Origin of the sequence: Pseudomonas sp. JUb42 (assembly GCF_024807945.1) — a bacterium.
In the GTDB taxonomy this organism is placed as follows: Bacteria; Pseudomonadota; Gammaproteobacteria; order Pseudomonadales; family Pseudomonadaceae; genus Aquipseudomonas.
This window is the reverse complement of sequence record NZ_JANUFD010000002.1, coordinates 534,419-553,811: the sequence shown is the minus strand read 5'-3', so window position 1 is coordinate 553,811 and position 19,393 is coordinate 534,419. Positions and strand designations below refer to the sequence as shown.

The window sequence follows — 19,393 nt, the reverse complement described above, 5'->3', positions numbered from 1 at the left end:
AGGGGCTCCTGCGACAAATCCCATTCCAATCCGAGAGGTATTTATGACTATCAATATCGGCCTGCTGGTCTTCCCCAACGTCCAGCAACTAGACCTGACCGGTCCCTACGAGGTTTTTGCCAGCGTGCCCGATATCAAGGTGCACCTGCTGTGGAAGACCCTCGAGCCCATCGTCTCCAGCACCGGGCTGACCCTGCTGCCGACCTGCACCTTCGCCGATTGCCCACCGCTGGATGTGATCTGCATCCCTGGTGGCCTGGGCGTCGATCCCTTGCTTGAAGACTCGCAAACGCTGGCGTTCGTCCAGCAGCAGGCAAAGACCGTGCGCTACATCACCTCGGTCTGCACCGGGGCGCTGGTACTGGGTGCGGCGGGGTTGATGCACGGGCGGCGGGCGACTACCCATTGGGCTTCGCAGGAACTGCTGCAAGCCTTTGGCGCGACCGTGGTGCATGAGCGAGTGGTGCGGGACGGCAATATGATGACGGGCGGCGGCGTGACGGCGGGTATCGATTTTGCCCTGACCCTGCTCGCCGAGCTGTTGGATGATCACCTTGCTCAGGTGGTGCAACTGCATCTGGAGTACGCCCCGCAGCCGCCTTTCAACGCTGGCCATCCGTCCACGGCTCCGGCCGAGGTGCTGCAAAGCACCCGGCAACGCGGGGCTGCGGTTCTGGCCAATCGTCAGGCCATCGTCGAGCGTTGGTTGGCGCGGCAGGGGTAAGGCCGTTTACCTGGGGATTTCGTACCAACCCAGAAACATGTCCAGGGTCGCTTCCAGCACTTCGTCCTGGCGCGCTTCGGACAGGGTCGGCTCGTTCAGCGTGACCTGAGGCCAGAACGAGAAGGCCTTGAGCAGGGCGTGCAACTGATGGGCGGCGAAGCTGGGGTCCACCGGCTTGAAACGGCCGTCCTTCTGCGCATCCTGAACCCAGGTGGTGAAGCGTTCTTCGCGCTGGTTCAGGCGATTGACCCAGACTTGGGCGCGGTCGGGGGAATGGATAGTCGCGCCGATGGCCACTCGGGCCAGATCAAGGAAGTTGCTGTCGCTGAGGGTGTTCATCTTGACCCTCAGCTTGGCGCGCAACTGGCTGCGCAGGGATTCGCCGGGCTGGTAGGCAATCTCGTTCTGCTCATCGGCCAAGGACCACAGGCGCATGAGGATTTCGGCGAACAGCTCTTCCTTGCTCGGGAAGTGGTTATAGACGGTACGTTTGGAGACCCCGGCGGTGGCAGCGACCTTGTCCATGCTGGTGATTTCGAAGCCATTGCTGCGGAATTCGGCAATGGCAGCCTGGACGATGGCTTCGCGTTTACGGTCGGTGAGGCGTTCCGGGGCTTTCATAAGACTCTGCTTCAAACATGCGTTTCGAGAAAAATTACACTCAGCAGTTTACTTGCTGACGGCGATGATGCAAGCTATAAAAACTACACTGTGTAGTGTAATGCATTGTTACATTTCTTCAGGTCGGCAAACGAGCGAAACTCGACCGGCGATCTGAAGTGCAGGCACCCAGGAGTCCGCAGCGCATGGCCACGATAAAACGCACCCCCGACGCCCCTCAATTGCCCACCCTGCAACAACAGAACGGGCGCTATCGCAACCCTGCGCCGATGAGCCCGTCGGGCTTTCTCAGAACCCTGGGCATCTTCTGGGACATGACCTTCAACAAACCCAAACACACCCGTCCAGCGGGCAAGATCCCGGTCCAACCGCTGTCGCGCCAGCAACTGCTGGCGGCCCCGGACAACACTGTTTATCGCCTCGGCCATTCCACTGTGCTGCTCAAGCTGCGCGGCCAGTTCTGGCTGACCGATCCGGTCTTCGCCGAGCGCGCCTCGCCAGTGCAATGGGCCGGGCCGCAGCGTTTCCATCAGCCGCCCATTAGCATCGAAGAGCTGCCGCCGATTAAGGCGGTGATTCTCTCGCACAACCATTACGACCACCTCGACCATATGGCGATCAAGGCCCTGGAGGCCAAGGCTGAGCACTTTCTCGCGCCGCTGGGCGTGGGCGATACCCTGATCGAGTGGGGCGTGCCGGCCGAGAAGGTCTCGCAGCTGGACTGGTGGCAATCGGCGGAGATTGGCGGCATGCGCTTTGTCGCTACGCCATCGCAACACTTTTCCGGGCGCAGCCTCAGTGATGGCAACCAGACCCTGTGGGCATCCTGGGTCATGCTCAATGGCAACCAACGGATTTTCTTCAGCGGCGACACTGGTTATTTCGACGGCTTCAAGCGTATCGGCGAGCAGTACGGGCCGTTTGATCTGACGCTGATGGAAACCGGTGCCTACAACGTCGAGTGGCCCAATGTGCATATGCAGCCGGAAGAAACCCTGCAGGCGCATATCGACTTACGTGGCCGCTGGCTACTGCCGATCCACAACGGCACCTTCGACCTGTCCATGCATACCTGGCACGAACCCTTCGACCGCATCCTGGCCCTGGCCTGGGAGAAGAATATTGCCGTGACCACGCCGATGATGGGCATGCCGTTCTACCTGCAATTTCCCAATCAGGGCGAGACCTGGTGGAAGGGCGTGGATCAGCAGGCCGAGGATGTGCTGGAACTGGCCCCCGCCAATGAGACGTCGGACCATGGCTGCCGTCGCTGGCGCATGCGCAGGGAAGGGCGACACGCATAACCGGAAAAAACCCGCCAAGGCCTGGCGGGTTTTTTTTTGCCTTGAGGTTGCGGTGTTCCGTTCGCCATTGCCCGGCCTAGACGCTTTGCTTAGTTAGACCAAGGCCACGGCCAATTTAAGTAGCAAGCTTGCTATTGCGGTCATTCATCGCCAAAGGTGCATTTGCCGTTTTTCCCTGTTTGACAGCAGCCCAATAGCTGTCAATAATCCCTGAAAATGTTGTACGACGACGTATAACGACAATAAAAATAAAATAACAGGGAATGTCACCATGACCATTGAGTCCTCTGTCAGTGTTGCACCTTCTGTCCCCGGTAGTTCTCTTTCTCGCTTTAATTCTTCTCTATCCCGCCCGCTGATCCATCGCTATTCACGGCTGTTATGTAGCCGCGATTCTGCCTTCGGTTAGTTTCGACCGTCGACTTCGGTGCCCTGAATAACAGGGTCATCAAAATCTTTCTATTACCTGTCGCTTATTAATAACGACAGCAGGGTTCGCTTTGTCTAAAAAAGGAGCACAACAATAATGACAACTCCCACTACTCGTTCACTGGTTCTTCTGGGTGCCAGCGGCATGGCGCTGTTCATGCCTATGTTGAGCCAGGCCGAAGGTTTTCTGGAAGACAGCAAAGCCACGCTCAACCTGCGCAACGCCTACTTCAACCGCAACTTCACCAACCCGGCCTACCCGTCGAGTCGGGCGCCGCAGAACTACGCCGAGGAATGGACGCAGAACTTCATTCTCGACGCCAAGTCCGGCTTCACTCAGGGCTGGGTCGGTTTTGGTGTCGACGTACTCGGGCTGTATTCGCAGAAGCTCGATGGCGGCAAGGGCACCGGGGGCACGCAACTGCTACCGATTCACGATGACGGGCGCCCGGCGGACAACTTCGGCCGTCTGGGCGTGGCGCTCAAGGCCAAGGTCTCCAACACCGAACTGAAGGTCGGCGAGTGGATGCCGGTGCTGCCGATCCTGCGTTCGGACGATGGCCGTTCCCTGCCGCAGACTTTCCGCGGCGGGCAGATCACCTCCAAGGACATCGCCAACCTGACGGTCTACGGCGGTCAGTTCCGTGGCAACAGCCCGCGCAACGACGCGAGCATGGAAGACATGTCGATGAACGGCAAAGGCGCCTTCACCTCCGACCGCTTCAACTTCGGCGGCGGTGAGTACAGCTTCAACGACAAGCGCACGCAGATCGGCGTCTGGTACGCGCAACTGGAAGATATCTACCAACAGGAATTCCTCAACCTGCTGCACAAACAGACCTTCGGCGACTGGACCCTGGGCGCCAACCTGGGCTACTTCATCGGCAAGGAAGACGGCCGCAAACTGGCCGGGGAAATGGACAACAAGACCCGCTACGCACTGCTCTCGGCCAAGTACGGCGGCAGCACCTTCTACGTCGGCCTGCAACGCCTGACCGGCGACAGCGCGTGGATGCGGGTCAACGGCACCAGCGGCGGGACCCTGGCAAACGACAGCTACAACGCCAGCTACGACAACGCCCAGGAACGCTCCTGGCAGTTGCGCCACGATTTTGATTTCGCCGTGTTCGGTGTACCGGGCCTGACCCTGATGAACCGCTATATCAGCGGCGACAACGTGCACACCGGCACCATCACCGACGGCAAGGAATGGGGACGCGAGTCGGAACTGGCCTACGTGTTCCAGAGTGGCACGTTCAAGAATCTCAGCCTGCGCTGGCGCAACTCCAGCATGCGCAGGGACTTCAGCACCAACGAGTTTGATGAGAACCGGATCTTTATCAGCTATCCGATTTCGTTGCTCTGAGGAGCATTTGCCCTGCCCGACAGTGACGGTCGGCAGGGCAGAGTTTTGTGGGAGCGAATTCATTCGCGAAAGCGGTGTTACAGGCGACGAAGATGCATCGAATGTACCGGCCCCTTCGCGAATGAATTCGCTCCCACAGAATGAGCTCCCACAGTTAGCGCCCCCGCAGTATTTGTTTCTGGTCTCGTTAGACTTCGATATGAAAGCTGTTGTGTAACTAATTATTTCCGAAACTTGGCAGTTGTAACAGGATTGATACGCTCAATCTTGACAAGAACCTTATTGGCCGTGGCTGCAACCTTGGTCAATCAAGTGAACCAGTTCAATACGTGCCACGTTGACAAACTTCCGCACCCGTCAATAATCCACTGATGTCATACGACAACGGATGACGCACATAAAAATAACAACACCGGAGATATCCATGGACTTCAAACGCACCTTCCTCGTCGCTGCACTTCCCCTCGCCATGTGCCTGGCGGCGTCGGCCCAGGCCGAGACCAAGATCAAGTTCGCCGAAATCCATCCCGCCGGTTACCCCACCGTGGTCGCCGAAAGCAATATGGGCAAAGTCCTGGAGAAAGAGAGCAAGGGCGATATCAGTTTCAAGATGTTCGCCGGCGGCGTGCTCGGCTCCGAGAAAGAGGTGATCGAGCAGGTGCAACTGGGTGCCATCCAGATGGCTCGGGTCAGCCTCGGGGTAGTCGGGCCGGTGGTGCCGGAAGTGAACGTATTCAATATGCCGTTCGTGTTCCGTGACCAGGCCCATATGCGCAAGATCATCGACGGCGAGATCGGTCAGGAGATCCTCGACAAGATCACCAACTCCGATACGAAAATGGTCGCCCTGGCCTGGATGGACGGCGGCACGCGCAACCTGTACACCAAGAAGCCGGTGCGCTCCCTTGCCGATCTCAAGGGCATGAAAATCCGCGTTCAGGGCAACCCGCTGTTCATCGACACCATCAATGACATGGGCGGCAACGGCATTGCCATGGACACCGGGGAAATCTTCAGCGCCCTGCAGACCGGGGTGATCGATGGCGCCGAGAACAACCCGCCAACCCTGCTCGAACACAACCACTACCAGAACGCCAAGTACTACACCCTGACCGGGCACCTGATCCTGCCGGAACCGGTGGTCATGTCCAAAACCACCTGGGACAAGCTCAAGCCCGAAGAGCAGGCGCTGGTGAAAAAGGCCGCGCGTGATGCGCAGATGGAAGAGCGCACCCTATGGGACGCCAAGTCGGCCAGTGCCGAAGAGAAGCTCAAGGCCGCAGGCGTGGAATTCATCACGGTGGACAAGAAACCCTTCTTCGATGCCACCCAGCCGGTGCGGGACAAATACGGCGCGCAATTCGCCGAGCTGATCAAACGTATCGACGCCGTTCAGTAAGCCTGTCTCCCCTGACGCCTCTGCACGCCCGGCCCCGCGCCCGGCGTGCTTCTTACGGTGAAGCCTGATGAAAAACACGCTGCTACGCCTCAACGACAAGATCTACATGGCTTGTATCTGGGTCGCCGGTCTGGCGGTCCTGACTATCTCGCTGATCATCCCCTGGGGCATTTTCGCTCGCTACGTACTGGGCTCTGGCTCCGGCTGGCCGGAGCCCACGGCGATTCTGCTGATGATGGTGTTTACCTTTATCGGCGCCGCCGCCAGCTACCGAGCCGGTGCGCACATGGCGGTGGCCATGCTCACCGACCGCATGGAGCCGCTCGTCCGCCAGCGGGTCAGCATCCTGACCCAGGTCTTCATGGCAATCATCTGCCTGTTCATGACCATTTGGGGCATCAAGCTGTGCGCCGCCACCTGGAATCAGTTCCTGGGTTCGTTGCCTGCGCTGCGCGTCGGTGTCACTTACCTGCCGATTCCCGTGGGTGGTTTCCTGACTTTGATCTTCGTCCTGGAAAAGCTCTTTCTGGGCGACCAAAGCAATCGCCGGGTCGTGCGTTTCGACCTGGTAGAAGAAAGCGAAGGGGCGGCATAAATGGATGCGTTCATCCTGTTGGGCAGTTTTATCGCGCTGATCCTCATCGGCGTACCGGTGGCCTTTGCCCTGGGCATGTCTGCGCTGATCGGCGCTTGGTGGATCGACATTCCGTTCTCGGCGATGATGATTCAGGTCGCCGGGGGCGTGAACAAGTTCTCCCTGTTGGCGATTCCGTTCTTCGTCCTGGCCGGGGCGATCATGGCCGAGGGCGGCATGTCCCGGCGTCTGGTGGCGTTTGCCGGGGTGTTGGTGGGGTTTGTCCGTGGCGGCCTGTCCCTGGTCAATATCATGGCCTCGACCTTCTTCGGGGCGATTTCCGGTTCATCCGTGGCTGATACCGCCTCCGTAGGTTCGGTGCTGATTCCGGAGATGGAGCGCAACGGTTATCCCCGGGATTTTTCCACGGCGGTGACGGTCAGCGGTTCGGTGCAGGCCTTGCTGACACCGCCCAGCCATAACTCGGTGCTGTACTCCCTGGCAGCGGGGGGCACCGTATCGATTGCCTCGCTGTTCATGGCCGGGATCGTTCCGGGCCTGTTGATGAGCGCCTGCCTGATGGTGCTGTGCCTGATCTTCGCCAGGAAGCGCAACTACCCCAAGGGTGAAGTGATTCCTCTCAAGCAGGCGCTGAAAATCTGCGGCGAAGCCCTGTGGGGCATGATGGCCATGGTCATCATCCTCGGCGGCATTCTCTCGGGGATTTTCACCGCCACCGAGTCGGCAGCGATCGCTGTGCTCTGGGCGTTCTTCGTAACGATGTTCATCTATCGCGACTACAAATGGCGCGAGCTGCCCAAGCTGATGCATCGCACAGTGCGGACCATTTCCATCGTCATGCTGCTGATCGGCTTTGCCTCCAGTTTCGGCTACATCATGACCCTGATGGAGATCCCGGCGAAGATCACCACCATGTTCCTGACCCTGTCGGATAACCGTTATGTGATCCTCATGTGCATCAACGTCATGTTGCTGCTATTGGGCACGGTGATGGACATGGCGCCGCTGATCCTGATCCTGACGCCGATCCTGATGCCGGTGATCCTGGGCATCGGCGTCGACCCGGTGCAGTTCGGCATGATCATGCTGGTCAACCTGGGCATCGGTTTGATCACGCCGCCGGTGGGCGCGGTGCTGTTCGTCGGCTCGGCGGTGGGCAAGGTCAGCATCGAGTCCACGGTCAAGGCGCTGCTGCCGTTCTACGGCGTGCTGTTCATTGTGCTGATGCTGGTGACCTATATTCCGGCGATTTCGTTGTGGTTGCCGCATCTGGTTTTGTAATTGTTATCTTGATGAGTCTGGCTTTGCAGGAGCGAGGCTTGCCCGCGAAGGCGTTGTTTCTATCTCGAAATATAGGTCGGGTGTACCGGCCTCTTCGCGGGCAAGCCTCGCTCCAACGATCTTCATGCTGTTTAGGAAAATCTCATCCATGCCTCGTCTACCCCCGATCATCACCCTGGAAAACAGCATCACCCGCCTGACCCTCTCTCCTGAAACCGGCGGCAGTATCGTCAACTGGCTGGCCCTGGAAGGCGGTCACTGGTTGTTGCGTCACAGCAGCGAGGGCGACCGGACCGAACGCTCGCCTCGGCGGCTGGCCTGTTATCCGTTGCTGCCCTGGTCCAACCGTATTGGTCGTGGCGGTTTCCAGCAGCCCGATGGTTGGCTGGCATTGCCCGCGAACAGTCCGGGCGATCCGCTGCCGATCCATGGTAGTGCCTGGCAGCAAGCCTGGACGCTGGTCGAGCAGGACAGTTTGAGCGCCACCCTTGAGCTGGAGTCTACCCGGCCATTCTCCTATCGGGCGCGTCAGCGTTTCGAGCTGGAGGGCGGGGCGCTGCGCATCAGTTTGCAGGTCACTCATCTGGGTGAAGGCGCCGCCTGGTATGGTCTGGGCTTACACCCTTATCTGCCGCGCACCCAACACACCCGCCTGCAGGTGCGGGCCGGGGGCGTATGGTTGTGTGACGGTGACGGGCTGTCGGAGCGCCTGAGCGAAATACCGTCCGAGTGGAACTCCAAGCACAGCAACCCTCTACCGAGCACGGTGGATAACGCTTTCACCGAATGGGATGGCGAATGTCTGATCACCCAGGCTGACGCCGGTTATCAGCTATACGGCCAGGCCCGTGGCAGCGACTGCTTCATGCTGTTCTGCCCGCAGGGCAAGGACTTCTTCTGTTTCGAGCCGGTCAGTCATCCGGTCAATGCCCACCATTTGTCGGGCCGGCCGGGCCTGCGCTTATTGGCGCAGGGGCAGCAGGCCAGCCTGGAATGGAGCCTGACTTATCTGAGACTGGCGTGATTGCATTTTGATGTTATCGTGGGGACGGACTAGCCGATTTTCGGCTGCCGTGTCCATGAGGCGACTCTCATGCAAAACAATAATGCGAATGCTTTGAGAAAGCTGGATGTGCAGGACTTCCTGGTGTTTGCTGCGGTCTTCGAGCAACGCAACCTGACCCTGGCTTGTGATGCCCTGCATCTGAACCCATCAGTGGCCAACCACTGCCTGAAGAAACTGCGCATGCATTTTCAGGATGAGCTGTTCATCTGCACGCGCAACGGCATGCGCCCGACGCGCAAGGCCACGGCCATGCGCAGTCATGTGCAGTCGATCCTGCACCATATCGAATCCTGTGAGTCCGGCCTGAGCATGTTCGACCCGGTGCAGCGCCAGACCATGTTCACCGTCTACGCCCCGGAATACTTTGAGCTGCTGGTTCTGCCGCACCTGATGCGTAATTTCATTGGTTCAGGCTTCGACGTGACCGTGGAAGTACGCACCCTGGAGAAGCAGCTACCGGTAGGTGGCCTGCGCGATGACTATCTGGACCTGGCCCTGTGTTTTGGCCCGGACTTCCAGGATATCCCTACGGGGCTGTCGAGCCAGGTGCTGCTGGAGGACGATCTGGTCTGCGTGATGGATCGCAAGACTGCCTCCCACAAACCGGCCATCGATGTCGCCACCTTCGTTTCCCGACCCCATGTCTACCCCGTGCCCTGGACCTCCGACACCAATCTGGTCGACACCTGGCTGCAGAAACACGGTCAGGAACGCCAAGTGGTGGCCCGGGCCAACAGCTATGCAGCGGCCCTGCAGATGCTGCCTGACACCGACCTGATCCTGACCCTGCCGCGACGCATTCAGACTTTGCTTGGCAACGAGCCGTGGCTGGCGGTGTGCGAGCTGCCGGTGGACCTGCCGGGTTTCACTCTGGACATGGTCTGGAGTGAACATGCCGACAGCGACGATGCCAATGGCTGGTTTCGCGAGCAGGTGATCAAGGTGTGTGCCGAGCAGGGGCTTATTTAGAGTTCGGTGGATGGCAGCCTATCAAAACATCCTAACTAACTGAAATGGCTCTATTTTCTGTGGGAGCGAGGCTTGCCCGCGAAGCAGTCTCTGTGGTGTGTCAGATGTACCGAGTTATCGTTCTTCGCGGGCAAGCCTCGCTCCCACAGGATATGGGTGTGTCAGCAGCTCTACACCCGTTCCGTCATCGCCGCCAATGCCACTGACGTAGCCGCAGTGCGCGTCTCGACGCCCAGCTTGATGTAGATATGCTCCAGATGCTTGTTCACCGTGCGCGGGCTCAACTGCAGGATGTCGCCTATATCCTTGTTGGTCTTGCCGCACGAAACCCAGCGCAGCACTTCGATTTCCCGTTCGGTGAGTTGAAAGCGGCTCGACAGCTTGCCGTAGGCGGGTTTGTCGTCGAAGCCCAGGCTCACGGACTGCGAGGCCTGACGCGCGGCCTGGAGGATACGCGCGGTGCGCAGGTGCGAGGCGACCCGGGCCAGCACTTCATTGCACTGGATCGGCTTGGTCACGTAGTCGATGGCCCCGGCTTCGAAGCCTTTGACCACATGCTCGCTGTCGGTCAGGGCGGTCATGAACAGCACCGGGATATTCGCCGTTTCGGGTTGGGCCTTGATTCGCCGACAGGTTTCGAAACCGTCCAGCCCCGGCATCAGCGCGTCGAGCAGGATCAGGTCGGGACGGCGGCGCTGGATGCGGTTCAGCGCACTGTTGCCGTCCAGGGCCACCAACACCATGTAGCCCGCTTCGTCGAGGGCATCGGAGAGCAGCGCCAGGTTGTCCGGGGTATCGTCGACGATCAGGATCACGCCGTTATCAGTAGGTTGAGTCTGGGTGTCCATTGAGGGCCTCCTTGAGTTGCAGGCTGAGTTCATCCAGGCGAAAGCCCTTGGCAAGTTGGCGCAGGTCGGCGACGAAACCGGCGCTGGCGCTGCTGTCGCGTTCGATGGCGTCGAGTTTCTGCTGGATCCCGCGCACATAGCCCAGGCCGCAGAGTTCGTAGAGGTCTTCCAGATCCTGGCGCGGCGGCAGGTGCCAGGGCGCCTTGATCTGCGGGGCAGGGCGCAGTTGATGGCGCCAGTTCAGATGCAGGTGCTGCTGGATGCGCTCGAGCAGCTGCGGCACATGCACGGGTTTGGCCAGGTAGTCGTTGCAGACCTGGGGCAAGCCTTCGCTGAACGGGTTAGCGTTGGCCGAGAGAATGATGATCGGCGCCAGGGACAGGGCATTGCGGCGGATCAGGCGACTGGTTTCCCAACCGTCCATGTCCGGCATCGACAGGTCCATGAGAATCAGGTCCGGGTGCAGCAGCGAGACCTGGCGGATGGCCTCCTGACCGTTGGCCGCTTCTGCAATATCAAAGCCCAGAGGGGCGAGCATGCCGCTGATGATTCGTCGGTGTTCGATATGGTCGTCCACCACCAGTATCAAACGCTGCGGGCCGACGTAGCCGATCACGTCATGCTCGACATGGATCACCGCCTTGGGCACCCGGACTTCCGAGAGAAACAGCCGCACCTGAAAGCGCGTGCCTTCGTCGGGCTGGCTGGTCACCGACAGCGCGCCGCCCATCAGCGAAGTGAGCATGCGGGTGATGGTCAGGCCCAGGCCCACGCCGTTGTCCTGACGCACCAGGCCACCGCGCTCGAAGGGCTGAAAGATCCGTTCGATCTGCTCCGGGGCGATGCCGATACCGGTGTCGATGATGTCGAAGATCGCCGTTTCCCGGCGATAGCTGACCCGCAGGCAAACCTCACCGCTGTCGGTGAAATTCACCGCGTTGCCCAACAGATTGATGAGGATCTGCCGCACCCGCTTTTCGTCGCCGCGCACCACCGCCGGCATGCGCCCGAGCAGATCCAGACGAAAGCCCAGGCCTTTCTCCCGGGCGGTGGGGGCGAACATCTGCTCCAGGTCGTGGAGGAATTCCTGAAAGAGAATTTCCGAAGGCTCCAGACGCAGCTTGCCGGCTTCGATCTTGGCGACGTCGAGCAGACCATCGATCAAGGACAGCAAGTGCGAGCTGCTGCGCATGATGGTGGCCAGGGAGTCCTGATGCCGCGCCGGGGTGGCGGCGTCGCGTTGCAGGATCTGGGTAAAGCCGAGGATGCTATTGAGCGGCGTGCGCAGCTCATGGGACAGCCCGGTGACATAGCGGCTCTTGGCGGCATTGGCCGCCTCCGAGGCTTCCTTGGCCTGTTGCAGGGCCTGGTCGGTCTTGAAGTGGGCGTCGATTTCCTGCATCAGCAACACGGTCTGGCGCTCGGACTCTTCCAGGGCCACGCGGCGGCTTTCACGGGTCAGGATCACCCACCAGGCGAGGATCCCGGCGAACACGCAGAGGGTGAAAAACGCCTTGAGAAAGGCCAGTTGCAGGGTGTGATGAACCTGCGGCGACTGGTCGATCAGACCATGGGCAACCTGGCTGTAGATCAGCGCCAAGGCCCCGGAAAGCATCAGCACCAGCATGCTCATCAAGCCCAGATATTGCGCCAGACGGGTATGCAGGTACTTGCGCGGCAGGTGCGGTAACAGGCGGCTGACCAGGTCCTCGAACTGCATGGACAGCCGCGCGCGGCTCTTGCACTGGTCGGCGCAACGGGCATCCAGCGAGCAGCACAGCGAACAGATCGGCGAGCCATAGGCCGGGCACCACGCCATGTCCGGGGTCTCGAAGGCGTTGCTGCACAGGCCGCAGTGCAACGTGTTCTGCGGGCCGGTAGGAAATAGCAGCTCCGGCGCACTGGTGCGGGCAATGTAGTAGCGGCCCTTGGTCAGCCAAGCGATCAACGGCGCCACTACCAGCGCGGTGCACAGGGAAATCAGTGGCGGAGCGGCCTGGGCGAGGGCGCCGAATGCACCGAAGTGGGCACAGATGGACAGCAATGAGGCCACCGCCATGGCGCCGACGCCCACCGGGTTGATGTCATACAGGTGCGCGCGCTTGAACTCGATATGTTTTGGCGACAGGCCCAGGGGCTTGTTGATCACCAGATCGGCGACCAGGGTGCCGATCCAGGCAATAGCCACGTTGGCGTACAGGCCCAGCACTTGCTCGATGGCGTCGAACACCCCCAGCTCCATGAGAATCAAGGCGATGGCGACGTTGAACACCAGCCACACGACGCGTCCCGGATGGCTGTGGGTGACCCGGGCAAAAAAGTTCGACCAGGCCAGGGACCCGGCGTAGGCGTTGGTCAGGTTGATCTTGATCTGGGAAATGATCACGAACAGGACCATGGCTGCCAGCGCCCACTCCGGCGAGGCGAACACATAACGGAAGGCCACCAGGTACATCTGGGTCGGCTCGGCAGCGCGCTCGATGGGCACTTCATGTTGCAGGGCGAGAAAGGCCAGGAAGGCCCCGGCCATGATCTTCAGGCCACCGGGTATGACCCAGCCGGGCCCGGCCATGAGCAGGGCGGTCCACCAGCGGCGGCGGTTGCGCCGGGTCTTTTCCGGGAGGAAGCGCAGGTAGTCGACCTGTTCGCCGATTTGCGTGACCAGGGACAGGGCGACGCTGAACGCCGCACCAAAGAACAGCAGGTTAAAAGTGCCGCCTTCGCCTTCGCGCCCGGAAAAACTGGGGAAATCACCGAAGGCACTGGGATTTTTCCAGATCACGAACACGTACGGCACGATCAACAGGGTCAGCCATAGCGGTTGCGACCACATCTGCAGGCGGCTGATCAGGGTGATGCCGTAGGCCACCAGGGGGATGACGATGATCGAGCAGATGACATAGGCCAGGGCCAGAGGGATATGGAAATACAGCTCCAGGGCCAGGGCCATGATCGCCGCTTCCAGGGCGAAGAACAGGAAGGTGAAGCTGGCGTAGATCAGCGAGGTAATGGTCGAGCCGATATAACCGAAGCCCGCGCCACGGGTCAGCAGGTCCATGTCCACGCCATAGCGCGCGGCGTAGTAGCTGATCGGCAAGCCGGTGAGGAAGATCACCACCATCATGGCAATGATCGCCCACAGCGTATTGGTGAAGCCGTAGCTCATCACCAGTGCGCCGCCGATGGCCTCCAGCGCCAGAAACGACACCGCGCCCACGGCGGTATTGGCGATACGGAATTCCGACCATTTGCGAAACGACTTGGGGGTAAACCGGAGGGCGTAATCCTCCATGGTCTCGTCGGCGACCAGGCTGTTGTAGTCACGGCGAACCTTGACGATGCGTTGAGAGCCGGAAGGTCGCACTTGGGTGATTCCTGAGGGAGTGGGATCGAGCAGCAAGGTTCGTGCCTGGCAAGAGCTTGGAGTCGGCACATGACTCCCATGCGGTGAATTGTGGGAGCGAATTCATTCGCGAAAGCGGTCTTCCAGACAATAAAAGTGCGTTGGCTGCACTGGCCTCTTCGCGAATGAATTCGCTCCCACAATTTCTGCGGCATGGGCAAAAAACCGCCAGCGCGCACAGGCGCAATCATGCCCAAACCAATAGTTCCCCACCCTACGTCAAATGACGTACGCCGCTACGTCATGGTGCGTATACCCGCTTTTGCGGGTCGCCCCCATGCTTGCTCCAACCCCGCGACCGGGCCTTGACCGGCTCGGTCGTGGCGAACCACAAGCACAGGAGCGGCAACATGGATTTACGACTGACGGGCGCGAAACGTTTGTTCCCTCGGCGGCTGGCGTTGGGCGCGGCTGCGCTCTCGCTGATTGCCGCCGGGGTGTTCAGCCAGGTGACCATGGCCGATGACGCCAACACCACTGGGCTGGCGGTAACCCCCACCGAAGTGACGGTCGGCCAGCTGCACTCGGCCACCGGCACCATGGCCATTTCCGAGACCGGTTCGATCCAGGCCGAACGCCTGGCCATCGACCAGATCAATGCCTCGGGCGGTATCCTCGGTCGGCAGATCAAGGTGATCCAGGAAGATGGCGCTTCGGACTGGCCGACCTTCGCGGAGAAAGCCAAGAAGCTGCTGGTCGGCGACAAGGTCGCCACCGTGTTCGGCTGCTGGACCTCGGCCTCGCGCAAAGCGGTGCTGCCAGTGTTCGAGAAGGAAAACGGCCTGCTCTACTACCCGACCTTCTATGAAGGCCTGGAACAGTCGAAAAACGTTATTTATACCGGCCAGGAAGCCACCCAGCAGATCCTCGCCAGCCTCGACTGGATCGCCAAGACCAAGGGTGCCAAGTCCTTCTACCTGATCGGCTCGGACTACATCTGGCCGCGCACCTCGATGAAGATCGCCCGCAAGCACATCGAAAACGTTCTGCACGGCACTGTGGTCGGGGAGGACTACTACCCGCTGGGCAACACGCAATTCGGCTCGCTGATCAACAAGGTCAAGCTGAAAAAGCCTGACGTGGTCTTCGCCGCCGTAGTCGGTGGCTCCAACGTCGCCTTCTACAAACAGCTGAAAGCCGCCGGCGTCACCGCCGAGAAGCAGAACCTGCTGACGCTGTCGGTAACCGAGGATGAACTGCTGGGCATCGGCGGCGAAAACATGGCCGGCTTCTACGCCTCCATGAAGTACTTCCAGAGCCTGGACAATCCCAACAACAAAGCCTTCGTCGAAGCCTTCAAGGCCAAGTACGGCAAGGATTCGGTGATGGGTGACGTAACGCAGGCCGCCTACCTCGGGCCATGGCTGTGGAAAGCCGCCGTCGAGAAAGCCGGCAGTTTCGACGTCGACAAAGTGGTCGCTGCATCCCCAGGCATCGAACTGAAAACCGCGCCTGAAGGCTACGTGAAGATCCACGAAAACCATCACCTGTGGAGCAAGACCCGCATCGGCGAAGTCCTGCCCAACGGCCAGTTCAAGGTGGTTTACGAGTCGGATCTGATTGAGCCGAATCCATTCCCTAAAGGTTATCAATAACAGCAGATATGACCTGATAGGGGGCAATTGTGGGAGCGAATTCATTCGCGAAAGCTGTAGTTCAGACGGCGAGGACGCATTGATATACCGGCCTCTTCGCGAATGAATTCGCTCCCACACAATTCGCCCCACATAGGTCAATCGTGCCGCTCATCACCTCAACCTCGGAGACCATCATCATGCAATGGCTATCGGAATTTGGCGCCATCGCGGCCATGCAGGGGTTCAACGGGCTTTCCGTGTTCTGCGTGCTGCTGTTGATGGCCCTGGGACTGGCGATCATTTTCGGGCAGATGGGTGTGATCAATATGGCCCACGGTGAATTCCTCACCATCGGCGCCTACACCACCTACATCCTGTCCAGCCTGACCCTGCACTTCATGCCGTCGATGCAGCCCTACTACTTTTTCTTCGCCATCGCGCTGTCGTTCGTGGTGGCCGGTGCCATCGGCTGGGTGGTGGAGTGGGCGATGATCAGTCGCCTGTACCACCGCCCCCTGGACACCCTGTTGGCAACCTGGGGTCTGTCGCTGTTCATGCAGCAGGCCTTCCGCTCGATCTTCGGTGCCCGTGAGGTCAGTGCCACGCCGCCGGAGTGGCTGATGGGCGCGGTGAATGTCAGCGACACCATCGAGATCCCGCGCAACGGCCTGTTCGTCATGGGCCTGACGGTGCTGCTTACCGCGACCATCTTCCTGATGCTCTACCGCACCCGCTGGGGCCTGCATGTGCGCGCCACGGTGCAGAACCGGGTGATGAGTCGCGCCGTGGGGATCAATACCCGCAAGGTCGACCGCATGACCTTCGCCCTCGGCTGCGGCGTCGCCGGTGTCGCCGGTGCGGCCTTCACCACCATCGGCTCCACCGGCCCGACCGCCGGCTCCCTGTACATCGTCGACACCTTCCTGGTGGTGGTCTTCGGTGGCGCGCAAAGCCTGCTCGGCACCATTGCCTCGGCCTTTGCCATCGCCCAGACCCAGTCGATCTCGGAGTTCTTCATGAGTGGCTCCATGGCCAAGGTGCTGACCCTGTCCACCGTGGTCCTGATCCTGCTGATGCGCCCGCAAGGGTTGTTCGCAAGCAAAGTTCGTAAATAGGAGCAGGCAGATGAATGCGTTAAACAAACTCCTCGGCGGTCGGCAGGGCGTGATTGGCCTTGCGGTGCTCGCGGCGCTGATCTTTGTGGTGTTCCCGCTGTTGCTCGACGCCTTCCGCCTGAACATGGTCGGCAAATACCTGACCTACGCCTTCGTCGCCGTGGGCCTGGTGCTGTGCTGGGGCTATGGCGGCATTCTCAGCCTTGGCCAGGGCGTGTTCTTCGGTCTGGGCGGCTACTGCATGGCGATGTTTCTCAAGCTCGAAGCCTCGGACCCGCAAAGCACCAAGATCCAGTCTACCCCCGGCATCCCGGACTTCATGGACTGGAACCAGATCACCGAGCTGCCTGGCCTGTGGATGCCCTTTCACAGCTTCACCTTCACCGTGTTTGCCGTGGTCGCGGTGCCGGTGATCATGGCCCTGGTGATTGGCGTGGCGATGTTCAAGCGCCGGGTGGGTGATGTGTATTTCTCCATCGTCACCCAGGCCATCGCCCTGATCCTCACCGTGCTGATCATCGGCCAGCAAGGCCTGACCGGTGGCGTCAACGGCATCACCGACCTCAAGACCCTGCTCGGCTGGGACATCCGCACCGACAGCGCCAAGCTGGTGCTGTATTTCATCAATGCGATCCTGCTGTTCGGCTGCATCCTCATCGGCAAATTCATCCTCGCTTCCAAGCTCGGTCGCCTGCTGATGGCCATGCGCGACAAGGAAGAGCGGGTGCGCTTCTCCGGCTATGACGTGGCCAGTTTCAAGATCTTCGTCTATTGCGTGGCCGCCGGTTTCTCGGCCATTGGCGGGGCGATGTTCGCCTTGCAGGTGGGGTTCATGTCGCCGTCCTTCGTCGGCATCGTGCCGTCCATCGAGATGGTGATCTTTGCCGCCGTAGGCGGGCGTATGTCGCTGCTCGGTGCGGTGTGGGGCTCGCTGCTGGTCAACTACGGCAAGACCTACTTCTCCGAATCCTTCCCGGAACTGTGGCTGTACCTGATGGGCGGGCTGTTCATCGCCGTGGTCATGTACTTCCCCAACGGCCTGGCCGGTCTGTGGGAAAGCCACGGGCGTAAATGGCTGGCGCAGATCAGCAAATCCAGGACGCCCCCGGCGCCGCTGCCGACTAAATCTGCCGAGGCTGCCAAGCCAGTGGCGCCTGCCCTGGAGACTCAACCATGAGCGCCGTCGGCTTCCAGATGAACAAACCGGTATTGGCCATCGAGGGCCTGACCGTGTCGTTCGACGGCTTCAAGGCGGTCGATTCCCTCAACCTGTATATCGACCGCAACGAAGTGCGGGTAGTGATCGGCCCCAACGGCGCAGGCAAGACCACGGTACTTGACCTGATCTGCGGCAAGACCCGCGCCACCAGCGGCAGCATTCAGTTCGACGGTCGCGAACTGACCGGCATGCGCGAGTACGACATCGTCCGCGCCGGGGTAGGGCGCAAGTTCCAGACCCCGTCCATCTACGACAACCTCACCGTGTTCGAAAACCTGGAAATGTCCTTCCCCAAGGGCCGTACCGTGTTCGGCGCGCTGTTCTTCCAGCGCACCGCGCAAGTGGTGGCCAGGGTCGAGGAAGTGGCGGCGGATATCTTCCTCGGCGAGCTGTTGCAACAGCAGGCCGGGCTGCTGTCCCACGGCCAGAAGCAGTGGCTGGAGATCGGCATGCTGCTCATGCAGGACCCGGAACTGCTGATGCTCGACGAGCCTGTGGCGGGCATGAGCGTCAGCGAGCGGGCGCAGACCGCCGACCTGCTCAACCGCATCAGTCAGGGCCGCTCGGTGCTGGTCATCGAGCACGACATGGAGTTCGTCAAGAGCATCGCCCACAAGGTCACCGTGCTGCACCAGGGCAAGGTCCTGGCCGAAGGCAGCATGGAGTCGGTGCAGAAGAACCCGAAAGTCATCGAAGTCTATCTGGGCCACTGAGCCATCAAGGAGCACGGCATGTTCACTATCAGTCAACTGGCCTGCGGCTACGGCCAGAGCCAGATCCTCCATGGCCTGGACCTGAGCGTCGAGAAACGCGAGATAGTCGCGGTCATGGGCCGCAACGGCATGGGCAAGACCACTCTGTTCAAGAGCCTGATGGGCATCCTGCCGCAGTGGGCCGGGCAGGTGAAGGTCGAAGGCGTGGACGTCTCGGCCATGGAGACCCATTCCCGGGTCGAGCACGGCATGGCCTATGTGCCACAGGGGCGAATGATCTTCCCGGCCATGAGCGTGCTGGAGAATATCCAGACCGGCCTGCCTGCGTCGGCCAGAGGCATTGTGCCTGAAGACCTCTACGCACTGTTCCCGGTGCTCTACGACATGCGCGGTCGCCGTGGCGGCAACCTCTCCGGCGGCCAGCAACAGCAATTGGCGATCGCCCGCGCCCTGGCGACCAACCCCAAGGTCCTGCTGCTGGACGAACCCACCGAAGGCATCCAGCCGTCGATCATCAAGGACATCGCCCGCACCCTCAAAGAGATCCGCAACCTGCGCGACCTGACCATCGTCGTCTCGGAACAGGTGCTGTCTTTCACCCTGGATATCGCTGACCGCTTCCTGGTCATCGAGAAGGGCCGCTTCGTCGTCGAAGAGACCCGGGCCAATGTCGATGAAGCGACGATCAGTCGGTATCTCTCGGTTTAACGAGCAAGTTGAAACTTTGTTGTCTGTGCTGGCCTCTTTGCGGGCAAGCCTCGCCC

16 protein-coding genes are annotated in these 19,393 nt (G+C 60.4%); 13 read left to right on the top strand and 3 right to left on the bottom strand.

The window, feature by feature from the left end:
* The first annotated feature begins 43 nt into the window (after positions 1-43).
* Positions 44-724, top strand: a complete 681-nt coding sequence (locus tag M2401_RS06410) for a DJ-1/PfpI family protein (RefSeq protein WP_259100790.1) — start codon at positions 44-46, stop codon at positions 722-724.
* Positions 725-730: 6 nt separating this feature from the next.
* On the opposite strand, the gene M2401_RS06405 is transcribed toward M2401_RS06410, so the two are convergent.
* Positions 731-1,345 carry a TetR/AcrR family transcriptional regulator gene (locus tag M2401_RS06405; RefSeq protein WP_259100789.1) on the bottom strand — a complete coding sequence of 205 codons (615 nt, stop codon included), beginning with the start codon at positions 1,343-1,345 and terminating at the stop codon, positions 731-733.
* Positions 1,346-1,530: 185 nt separating this feature from the next.
* Here M2401_RS06405 and M2401_RS06400 point away from each other — a divergent pair, with 185 nt between their 5' ends.
* From M2401_RS06400 to M2401_RS06370, 7 genes are all read left to right on the top strand, one after another.
* Complete coding sequence (locus M2401_RS06400) at positions 1,531-2,649, top strand: MBL fold metallo-hydrolase (protein ID WP_259100788.1); 1,119 nt, start codon at positions 1,531-1,533, stop codon at positions 2,647-2,649.
* Positions 2,650-3,175: 526 nt separating this feature from the next.
* Positions 3,176-4,444 carry an OprD family porin gene (locus M2401_RS06395; RefSeq protein WP_259100787.1) on the top strand — a complete coding sequence of 423 codons (1,269 nt, stop codon included), beginning with the start codon at positions 3,176-3,178 and terminating at the stop codon, positions 4,442-4,444.
* A gap of 424 nt (positions 4,445-4,868) precedes the next feature.
* Positions 4,869-5,843: a TRAP transporter substrate-binding protein gene (locus M2401_RS06390; RefSeq protein ID WP_259100786.1), complete on the top strand. Its 975-nt coding sequence runs from the start codon at positions 4,869-4,871 to the stop codon at positions 5,841-5,843.
* Positions 5,844-5,910: 67 nt separating this feature from the next.
* Entirely contained in the window at positions 5,911-6,438 is a 528-nt protein-coding gene (locus tag M2401_RS06385; protein ID WP_259100785.1) for a TRAP transporter small permease, read from the top strand.
* Positions 6,439-7,719 (top strand): TRAP transporter large permease, encoded by a 1,281-nt coding sequence (locus tag M2401_RS06380; protein ID WP_259100783.1) that lies wholly within the window; start codon positions 6,439-6,441, stop codon positions 7,717-7,719. It begins immediately after the preceding gene.
* A gap of 148 nt (positions 7,720-7,867) precedes the next feature.
* Positions 7,868-8,743, top strand: a complete 876-nt coding sequence (locus tag M2401_RS06375; protein WP_259100782.1) for an aldose 1-epimerase — start codon at positions 7,868-7,870, stop codon at positions 8,741-8,743.
* A 69-nt stretch (positions 8,744-8,812) separates the two neighbouring features.
* A complete protein-coding gene (locus M2401_RS06370) occupies positions 8,813-9,754 on the top strand; it encodes a LysR family transcriptional regulator (RefSeq protein WP_259100781.1) in 942 nt (313 codons plus the stop codon).
* A 170-nt stretch (positions 9,755-9,924) separates the two neighbouring features.
* Here M2401_RS06370 and M2401_RS06365 read toward each other — a convergent pair whose 3' ends face one another.
* Together M2401_RS06365 and M2401_RS06360 are read right to left on the bottom strand one after the other, a co-directional pair.
* Positions 9,925-10,602: a response regulator gene (locus tag M2401_RS06365; RefSeq protein WP_259100780.1), complete on the bottom strand. Its 678-nt coding sequence runs from the start codon at positions 10,600-10,602 to the stop codon at positions 9,925-9,927.
* Positions 10,577-13,966 carry an ATP-binding protein gene (locus tag M2401_RS06360; RefSeq protein WP_259100779.1) on the bottom strand — a complete coding sequence of 1,130 codons (3,390 nt, stop codon included), beginning with the start codon at positions 13,964-13,966 and terminating at the stop codon, positions 10,577-10,579. The genes M2401_RS06365 and M2401_RS06360 overlap by 26 nt, the downstream gene beginning before the upstream one ends.
* A gap of 389 nt (positions 13,967-14,355) precedes the next feature.
* Between M2401_RS06360 and urtA the strand changes: the two genes are divergently transcribed.
* From urtA to urtE, 5 genes are all read left to right on the top strand, one after another.
* Positions 14,356-15,600 (top strand): urea ABC transporter substrate-binding protein, encoded by a 1,245-nt coding sequence (urtA, locus tag M2401_RS06355; protein ID WP_259100778.1) that lies wholly within the window; start codon positions 14,356-14,358, stop codon positions 15,598-15,600.
* A 179-nt stretch (positions 15,601-15,779) separates the two neighbouring features.
* Positions 15,780-16,697, top strand: a complete 918-nt coding sequence (urtB, locus tag M2401_RS06350) for an urea ABC transporter permease subunit UrtB (protein ID WP_259100777.1) — start codon at positions 15,780-15,782, stop codon at positions 16,695-16,697.
* 10 nt (positions 16,698-16,707) lie between these two features.
* Positions 16,708-17,874 carry an urea ABC transporter permease subunit UrtC gene (gene urtC / locus M2401_RS06345; protein WP_259100776.1) on the top strand — a complete coding sequence of 389 codons (1,167 nt, stop codon included), beginning with the start codon at positions 16,708-16,710 and terminating at the stop codon, positions 17,872-17,874.
* Positions 17,871-18,629 carry an urea ABC transporter ATP-binding protein UrtD gene (urtD, locus tag M2401_RS06340; RefSeq protein WP_259100775.1) on the top strand — a complete coding sequence of 253 codons (759 nt, stop codon included), beginning with the start codon at positions 17,871-17,873 and terminating at the stop codon, positions 18,627-18,629. The genes urtC and urtD overlap by 4 nt, the downstream gene beginning before the upstream one ends.
* 18 nt (positions 18,630-18,647) lie before the next feature.
* Positions 18,648-19,337, top strand: coding sequence for an urea ABC transporter ATP-binding subunit UrtE (gene urtE, locus M2401_RS06335; RefSeq protein ID WP_259100773.1), 690 nt, complete (start codon positions 18,648-18,650; stop codon positions 19,335-19,337).
* The last annotated feature ends 56 nt before the right edge of the window (positions 19,338-19,393 follow it).

Excerpts from the sequence above, each read along its gene's own strand:
- M2401_RS06410 (WP_259100790.1), top strand. The coding sequence starts at position 44 with ATGACTATCAATATCGGCCTGCTGGTCTTCCCCAACGTCCAGCAACTA.
- M2401_RS06405 (WP_259100789.1), bottom strand. The coding sequence starts at position 1,345 with ATGAAAGCCCCGGAACGCCTCACCGACCGTAAACGCGAAGCCATCGTC.
- M2401_RS06400 (WP_259100788.1), top strand. The coding sequence starts at position 1,531 with ATGGCCACGATAAAACGCACCCCCGACGCCCCTCAATTGCCCACCCTG.
- M2401_RS06395 (WP_259100787.1), top strand. The coding sequence starts at position 3,176 with ATGACAACTCCCACTACTCGTTCACTGGTTCTTCTGGGTGCCAGCGGC.
- M2401_RS06390 (WP_259100786.1), top strand. The coding sequence starts at position 4,869 with ATGGACTTCAAACGCACCTTCCTCGTCGCTGCACTTCCCCTCGCCATG.
- M2401_RS06385 (WP_259100785.1), top strand. The coding sequence starts at position 5,911 with ATGAAAAACACGCTGCTACGCCTCAACGACAAGATCTACATGGCTTGT.
- M2401_RS06380 (WP_259100783.1), top strand. The coding sequence starts at position 6,439 with ATGGATGCGTTCATCCTGTTGGGCAGTTTTATCGCGCTGATCCTCATC.
- M2401_RS06375 (WP_259100782.1), top strand. The coding sequence starts at position 7,868 with ATGCCTCGTCTACCCCCGATCATCACCCTGGAAAACAGCATCACCCGC.
- M2401_RS06370 (WP_259100781.1), top strand. The coding sequence starts at position 8,813 with ATGCAAAACAATAATGCGAATGCTTTGAGAAAGCTGGATGTGCAGGAC.
- M2401_RS06365 (WP_259100780.1), bottom strand. The coding sequence starts at position 10,602 with ATGGACACCCAGACTCAACCTACTGATAACGGCGTGATCCTGATCGTC.
- urtA (WP_259100778.1), top strand. The coding sequence starts at position 14,356 with ATGGATTTACGACTGACGGGCGCGAAACGTTTGTTCCCTCGGCGGCTG.
- urtB (WP_259100777.1), top strand. The coding sequence starts at position 15,780 with ATGCAATGGCTATCGGAATTTGGCGCCATCGCGGCCATGCAGGGGTTC.
- urtC (WP_259100776.1), top strand. The coding sequence starts at position 16,708 with ATGAATGCGTTAAACAAACTCCTCGGCGGTCGGCAGGGCGTGATTGGC.
- urtD (WP_259100775.1), top strand. The coding sequence starts at position 17,871 with ATGAGCGCCGTCGGCTTCCAGATGAACAAACCGGTATTGGCCATCGAG.
- urtE (WP_259100773.1), top strand. The coding sequence starts at position 18,648 with ATGTTCACTATCAGTCAACTGGCCTGCGGCTACGGCCAGAGCCAGATC.